Below are 7,057 nucleotides of genomic sequence, written 5' to 3' on the forward strand. Positions count from 1 at the left end.
CTGACCAAGGCGCTCTGAGCCGACTGACCTCCATCCGGCCGCAAAAAGGCATCGCAGCGCGATGCCTTTTTGCTTTGTCTGCACCTGTGGCGGCTGCGTGCCTGGGCAGCAGCAGATGCATGATTTGTCCGCTTCTTGGCTGTGATCGTGAAGGACTGCCGGCAGTCCAGGCTTCATGATGACCGACACAAGACAGAAGGAGACAAGCGCATGAATCATGCACCGGACCGGACCGCCGGACAGGCGGCCGGCAATTCATCGAGCACGCCCGCCGTGGCGCTCATCACGGGGGCGGCCGACGGCATCGGCTGGGCCACGGCCCGGGCCATGGCGGGGCAGGGCTGGCGCATCGCCTTGCTCGACCTGCGCGCCGACAGCGTCAACGCACGCGTGGCCGAACTCGGGACCGGCCATCTGGCGCTGGCTTGCGATGTCTCCGATGCCGACAGCGTGCAGGCCGCGGTCGGCAGCATCGGCGCGCGCCTGGGCCGCATCGATGCCCTGGTCAACAACGCGGGCATCGGCGACCAGGCCCAGCCGACCCTGCAGCAGAATGCCGCCGCTTTCGACCGCGTGCTCGCCGTGCACCTGCGTGGCGCCTTCCTGATGAGCCAGGCCGTGATCCCCCTCATGCTGGCCCAGCCGCGCGATGCCCGCGGCAACCGGGGTTCCATCGTCAACCTGGGCTCGATCGCCAGCCTGGGCGGCATCCCGGGGCGCAATGCCTACAGCGCGGCCAAGGCCGGCATGCTGGGACTGACCCGTGCGCTGGCCTCGGAATGGGCCCGCTCGGGCATCCGCGTCAACGCGGTCGCGCCGGGCTATGTCGCGACCGAGCTGGTGCTCGACCTGGCACAGCAGGGTGCCCTCGATACCCAGGCGATTGCCCGCCGCACCCCGCTCGGACGTCTGGCCGATCCGGCCGAGATCGCCGCGGCGATCGCCTTCCTGGCTTCGCCCGCGGCCAGCTATGTCACGGGGGCCATCCTGTCGGCCGATGGCGGCTGGAGCGCCTTCGGCGCCCCGGAGTCGATGCTGACCCCCCTGGGCAGCGACTGAAGCCCAGGCAGAACAACCCATGACAGGAGACAAGAAATGCTGACGATCAACCTGTTCAATGGCCTGGTCTACGGGGCGCTGCTGATCGTGATGTGTTCGGGGCTGGCCCTGATCTACGGTCTGCGTCGCGTCGTGAACTTTGCCCATGGTTCGCTCTACATGATGGGGGCCTACCTGGGCTACACGATCTCCATCCAGAGCAACTTCTGGATCGCGCTGCTGGCGGCGCCGGCCATCATGGCGCTGGCGGGCGTGCTGCTCGACCGCTACTGCTTCCGGCTGCTGCAGGACCGCGAGCCGCTGACCGTGGTGCTGGTGACCTTCGGCCTGCTGCTGATCATCGAGGATCTGGTGCTCAGCGTCTGGGGCAAGAGCAACCTGTCGGTGCCCGTGCCCGGGCTGCTCGATTTCAGCCTCGAGCTGTTCGGTGCCCAGTTGCCGGCCTATCGGATCGCGGTGGTCGCCGTCGGCGCCGCCGTCGCGCTGGGCCTGAGCCTGTGGCTGCGCCACTCCAAGGCCGGGCTGTTCGTGCGCGCGGCCAGCACCGATCCGGTCACGACCTCGATGCAGGGCGTCAACACCGACCGGCTCTCGGCCGGGGTGGTGGGCCTGGGCACTGCGCTGGCCGGCCTGGCCGGCGTCGTCGCCGCGCCCTTCCTGTCGCTGTCGCCGTCGATGAGCGCCGACGTGATCATCGACTCCTTCGTGGTGGTCGTCATCGGCGGGCTGGGCTCGCTGGCCGGCGCCTTCATCGCCGCGCTGGTGCTGGGCATGGTGCAGGCGATCGGCGCCGTCTACCTGCCCGACGCGGCGGTGCTGCTGCCCTTCGTGCTGATGATCGCGATCCTGATCTGGAAGCCGTCGGGCCTGGCCGGCAGCCGCACCTGAGTCGAACCCGCCAGACAAGGAACGCATCATGAACCTCCCTCGCATCGGTCTGACCACCCTGGTCGCGCTGGCCTTCGGCCTGGCCGTGATCCAGCTCGTGAGCTCCGGCACCCTGCTGAGCCTGTTCACCCAGGCCATCATCTACGCGATCTTCGCGATCGGCATCGGCGTGCTGCTGCGCCAGAACGGCATGGTCAGCTTCGGCCACGCGCTCTATTTCGGCGGCGCCGGCTACGGCATCGGCATCCTGCTGCAGGTCCAGCTGATGCCGGCCGAGCTCGCCATCGTCCTGACCCTGGTCGGACTGACCGCACTGGCCTTCGTCATCGGCCTGGTCATCGTTCGCGTGCCTGGCATCGCCTTCGGCATGCTGACGCTGGCAATCGGCCAGATGGCCTTCCTGATGGCCTCGCGTGCGCGTGGCGTCACCGGTGGCGCCGACGGCATGAACATCGACTGGCCTGCGACCCTGTTCGGCCTGAGCCAGTCGGTGCTGCTCAAGCCGGCCAACCTGTTCCTGCTGTGCTGGAGCGTGCTGGTGCTGGTGCTGTTCGCGCTGGCCCTGCTGCTGCGCAGCCGTTTCGGCTCGATCACCGAGGCGGTACGCGACAACGAGGAGCGGGCCCGCTTCATCGGCATCACGACCCTGCTGCCGCGCGCCGGCGTCTATGCATTGTCAGCGCTGGTGACCGGCATCGCCGGCATCCTGTCCGCGCTCAACACCGGCTTCGTCTCGCCCGAGAACCTGCACTGGAGCTTGTCGGGCATGACGCTGATGATGGTGGTCGTCGGCGGCGCGCGTGCGCTCTGGGGCCCGGCGCTCGGCGCGGTGGTCTACTTCCTGTTCAAGGACATCCTGGGCGACTACGCGACCCACTGGATGAGCATCTTCGGCCTGGCGCTGATCAGCGTGATCGTGTTCTCGCCGCATGGCATTGCCGGGGCCTTGCAGCGCCTGGTGACGCTGGGCAAGCGTGGCGCGCCGCTGCCGGCTGCGGCCCGCCCGGCCCAGGCGCACTGAACAATGACAAGAAGCGGAGACGAACCATGAGTCACAACTCCAACGCCAGCCGCGGGCCGGCCTATGTGCTGCAAGCCCAGGACGTGGCGATCCACTACGGCGGCGTCAAGGCGCTCGACGGCGCCTCCCTCACCCTCGAGAAGGGCCAGATCCGCGGCCTGATCGGGCCCAATGGCGCCGGCAAGTCGACCGTGATCGACGCCATCACCGGGCGGCGGCCGCTGACCCGCGGCCAGGTGATGCTGATGGGCGAGGATGTCAGCGCGCTCGGTGCGGTCGAGCGGCGCCGGCGCGGGCTCTCGCGCAGCTTCCAGCGCACCAGCATCTTCAGCCGGATGGGGGTGCGCCAGCAGGTCGAGCTGGCCTCGCACAAGATGGGCGTTGCCGACTCGCAGGCCGATGCCGACGCCATCCTGCAGGAGCTCGACCTCGCCCGGCTGAGCCACTCGCGCGCCGAGGACCTCGGCTATGGCGAGCAGCGCCGGCTCGACCTCGCGCTGGCCCTGGTCGGGCGGCCCAAGGTGCTGATGCTCGACGAGCCGATGGCCGGCCTGTCGGTCAAGGAGTCGATGGACCTGGCCCGGCACTTGAAGCAGCTGACCGCGAGCTGGGAGGTCTCGGTGCTGCTGGTCGAGCACGACATGGACGTGGTGTTCGGCATCTCGGATGCGGTGACCGTATTCGAGCTCGGCCGCGTCATCGCCAGCGGCGCACCGGCCGAGGTGCGCGCCAACCCGCGCGTGCGCGAAGCCTATCTCGGGAGTGCCGCATGAGCGCCCTGTTGTCACTCCAGAACGTCCAGGCCTACTACGGTTCGGCGCATATCCTGCACGGCCTGAGCCTGGAAGTGAAGGCCGGCGAGCGCGTCGGCCTGATCGGGCGCAACGGCGTCGGCAAGACCACGGTGGTCAACACCCTCCTGGGGCTGGCCCAGTTGAAGGGCGGCCAGATCGAGCTCGGCGGCCAGCCGCTGCCGCGCCCGCGCCCCTACCACGCGGCGCAGCGCGGCGTGGTGGTGGTGCCGCAGGGCCGGCGCATCGTTGCCAACCTGAGCGTCGAGGAGAACCTGCAGCTCGGCGCCGCCGTCGGCCGCAAGGGTCCCTGGACCGTGCCCGAGATCTACCGGCTGTTCCCGATCCTGCGCGAGCGCGCCCACACCCCGGGCACGGCGCTGTCGGGCGGCCAGCAGCAGATGCTGGCGGTTGGGCGCGCGCTGATGGCCAACCCCAGCCTGATCCTGCTCGACGAGCCGACCGAGGGCCTGGCGCCGGTGATCGTCGACCAGCTGGCCGATATCTTCAACCGGGTCGCCGACCAGGGCACGGCGCTGCTGCTGATCGAGCAGAACATGAGCCTGGTCGCGCGGGTGGCGCAGCGCTATCTGGCGCTGGCCAAGGGCGCGGTGGTCGCGCAGGGGCCGGTGGAGAATTCCCGTGCCGGGCTCGAGCGCCTCGAGGCCCATGTGATGGTGTAAGTTCAAGGGAACCCAGAGTCCTGACGGTCGCCGGACCGATTCCGGCAGCATAAAAATGGAGACAAGAATGTTCAAGCTGAAATCCCTGCAACATGCCCTGGCCGGCGTCCTGCTGGTCGCCGCACTGCCGCTGGCGGCTCAGGCCCAGGGCAAGGAGCCGGTCAAGGTCGGCCTGGTGTCGTCCAAGTCCGGCGTCTTCGCCGAGCAGGGCGAGGAGGTGATCCGCGCGGTCAAGTTCGCGGTCGAGGAGGCCAATGCCAGGGGTGGCGTCGACGGCCGCAAGGTCGAACTCGCCGAGGGCGACGACGAGGGCACGCCCGACGCCGGCCGCCGCGTGGCCGAGAAGCTCGCGCGCGACGGCCACAACCTGCTGATCGGCGCCATCCCGTCCTCGATCTCGCTGGCGATCGCGCAGAACCTCGAGCGCTGGGACGCCGCCTACTTCGTGCAGGCCTCCAAGTCCGACAAGCTCACCGGCGACAGCTGCAAGCCGCGCAGCATCCGCACCAACCACTCCGATGCGATGGACATCGCGATGATCAACGAGTGGGCCAAGAGCATCAAGGGCAACAGCTTCGCGACCCTCGCGGCCGACTATGTCTGGGGCCGCGATTCGGCCGAGTCGTTCAAGAAGGCGGTCGAGTCGCAGGGCAAGAAGGTGGCGCTGTCGCTCTACGTGCCGATGGGCACCAAGGACTTCGCGCCCTACATCGCCCAGCTCAAGGACGCCAAGGTCGATGCGATCTGGGTCGCCGAGATCGGCCGCGACCAGATCGCCTTCCTCAAGCAGGCGCAGGAGTTCAAGCTGATTCCGGCCACGCCCATCATCGGCCACGCGATGATCTCCAACTTCGTGATCAACGCCACCGGCAAGATCCTGGATGGCGTTCCGGGCAACCTGGGCTATTCGCCCGAGCTCGACACGCCGCGCAACAAGGAGTTCGTCAAGTCCTTCAAGGCCAGGTTCAACCGCCTGCCGACCGATGTCGAGGGCCAGGCCTACAACGGCATCCAGGTGATGTTCGAGGGCGTCAAGCTGTCCAGGAGCGTCAAGCCCGAGGAGGTGACCCGGGCGCTGCGCGGCCAGACGCTCGACACCGTCTACGGCAAGGTCCAGCTGCGCGCCGCCGACAACCAGCTGCTGCTGCCCAACTACGTGGGACGGGTCAAGACGCTGGACGGCGCGCTGCGCCAGGTGATCGAGCACACCTATCCCGCCTCCATCGTGCCGGCTGCCTCGCCGCTGTGCAAGATGTGATTCCCTGTCCCGCTTGAGGGCCGGGCGAGGGGGCTGGCAGGCTCGGGCCGCTGCCGGTCTTCGGCCCCAGGCTTCCGGCCTGTCAGGCTGTGCTGTTACGATGATCCGGCCACTTCAACATCCATCCGAGGAGCAACAGAAGATGACCATTCTGGTAGCCTATGTGCCGCGTCCCGAGGGCCAGGCGGCCCTGGACAAGGGGCTCGAGATCGCGAAACGCCGCCAGGAGCGGCTGGTGGTGGTCAATGCGAGCCCGGGCGGGCGGCAGGATGACCCGTCGCGCGCCGATGTCGAGGACGTCGAGCGGGTCGAGCAGCTGCTGGCGGCGTCCGGACTCGAGACCGAATTCAAGCAGTTCGTGCGCGGCAAGGATGCCGTGACCGAGATCAACGAGATGGTCCAGGCGCTGGGCGTCTCGGTGCTGGTCATCGGCCTGCGCAAGCGCACTGCGGTCGGCAAGCTGATCCTGGGCAGCGTCGCGCACGACATCCTGATGACGGTCGAGTGCCCGGTGCTGGCGGTCAAGGCCGCCTGAGCCGCTGCGTCGGTTGATCCGCAGCGGCTGCTAGCGCCACCCGCGATCCGGCGCTGGCCCACCGGCTGCCCATGGCCCGGTCCCGGGCCGCAGACTCAGGCCGGATCGGTCTCCCGATCCGCTTCCCCCTCCTGGTCCACGGCCTCGCTGCCGCGATCGAGCCGCTCCATGTTGTCGAGCAGCTTGAGCAGGTAATGCGAGGTGTGGGTCAGGTCGCTGAACGAGAAGCCCTCCAGCGCCGCCTCGTAGTAGGCATTGATCTTCGGCTTGGCCTGGTCGCGCCAGACCACCCAGCCTTCCTCGGTGATCCGGATCAGGCGCGAGCGGCGATCGCGCTGGTCCTGCACCACCGCGATCCGGCCATCGCGCTCCATCCGGCCCAGCACCCCCGACAGGTTCTGCCGGCTCACCATCAGGTAGCGGGCCAGGTCGCCCATGTTCATGCCGGCGCTGGCCTCGGGCCGCGACAGGGCGCCCAGGATGGCCCACTGCTGCGTGGTCAGGCCCTCGCTCTCGACGGCCTTGGTTCCTGTTTTGTGCAACAGGTTGGCGCATTGATAGAGCTTGAAGAACAGCCGGTTGGCCAGCTCGATGCGCGCTGATTCTAGCGAATGGCTTTGATTGGCCATAAAAATACTTTGCTTTCCGGGTTTTGGTTAGGGTATTCCCTGGGATGGCTGTCCTGGAAAATATACCAACTTGTTGACATAATTGTACCGTTTCCCGGGCTTCCTGGGACGACTCATCCTTCGACTTCATCTACGCAGGCCCGACCGTGACATCCTTCCAACGCCAGCAAGACATCGCCGTCATCACCCTGGA

8 protein-coding genes are annotated in these 7,057 nt (G+C 67.9%); 7 read left to right on the forward strand and 1 reads right to left on the reverse strand.

Annotated elements, in window-relative coordinates; genetic code table 11:
* Positions 1–210 precede the first annotated feature (210 nt).
* The 7 genes from C6P64_RS13445 to C6P64_RS13475 all read left to right on the forward strand — a co-directional run bounded on the left by C6P64_RS13445 (position 211) and on the right by C6P64_RS13475 (position 6,235).
* Positions 211–1,059 (forward strand): SDR family NAD(P)-dependent oxidoreductase, encoded by an 849-nt coding sequence (locus tag C6P64_RS13445; RefSeq protein ID WP_105749070.1) that lies wholly within the window; start codon positions 211–213, stop codon positions 1,057–1,059.
* Positions 1,060–1,095: 36 nt separating this feature from the next.
* Positions 1,096–1,947 carry a branched-chain amino acid ABC transporter permease gene (locus C6P64_RS13450; RefSeq protein WP_105749071.1) on the forward strand — a complete coding sequence of 284 codons (852 nt, stop codon included), beginning with the start codon at positions 1,096–1,098 and terminating at the stop codon, positions 1,945–1,947.
* A 28-nt stretch (positions 1,948–1,975) separates the two neighbouring features.
* Positions 1,976–2,968, forward strand: a complete 993-nt coding sequence (locus C6P64_RS13455) for a branched-chain amino acid ABC transporter permease (RefSeq protein ID WP_105749072.1) — start codon at positions 1,976–1,978, stop codon at positions 2,966–2,968.
* A 26-nt stretch (positions 2,969–2,994) separates the two neighbouring features.
* Positions 2,995–3,741, forward strand: a complete 747-nt coding sequence (locus tag C6P64_RS13460) for an ABC transporter ATP-binding protein (RefSeq protein ID WP_105749073.1) — start codon at positions 2,995–2,997, stop codon at positions 3,739–3,741.
* The gene (locus C6P64_RS13465; protein WP_105749074.1) at positions 3,738–4,442 is read left to right on the forward strand and encodes an ABC transporter ATP-binding protein; all 705 of its coding nucleotides are present in this window, start codon (positions 3,738–3,740) and stop codon (positions 4,440–4,442) included. Before C6P64_RS13460 ends, C6P64_RS13465 begins: the two co-directional genes overlap by 4 nt.
* 67 nt (positions 4,443–4,509) lie before the next feature.
* Positions 4,510–5,700: an ABC transporter substrate-binding protein gene (locus C6P64_RS13470; RefSeq protein ID WP_105749075.1), complete on the forward strand. Its 1,191-nt coding sequence runs from the start codon at positions 4,510–4,512 to the stop codon at positions 5,698–5,700.
* A 142-nt stretch (positions 5,701–5,842) separates the two neighbouring features.
* A complete protein-coding gene (locus tag C6P64_RS13475) occupies positions 5,843–6,235 on the forward strand; it encodes a universal stress protein (protein ID WP_105749076.1) in 393 nt (130 codons plus the stop codon).
* A gap of 95 nt (positions 6,236–6,330) precedes the next feature.
* On the opposite strand, the gene C6P64_RS13480 is transcribed toward C6P64_RS13475, so the two are convergent.
* Positions 6,331–6,864 (reverse strand): MarR family winged helix-turn-helix transcriptional regulator, encoded by a 534-nt coding sequence (locus C6P64_RS13480; RefSeq protein WP_105749077.1) that lies wholly within the window; start codon positions 6,862–6,864, stop codon positions 6,331–6,333.
* Positions 6,865–7,057 lie beyond the last annotated feature (193 nt).

Origin of the sequence: Malikia granosa, from assembly GCF_002980595.1 — a bacterium.
Classification (GTDB): Bacteria; Pseudomonadota; Gammaproteobacteria; order Burkholderiales; family Burkholderiaceae_C; genus Malikia; species Malikia granosa.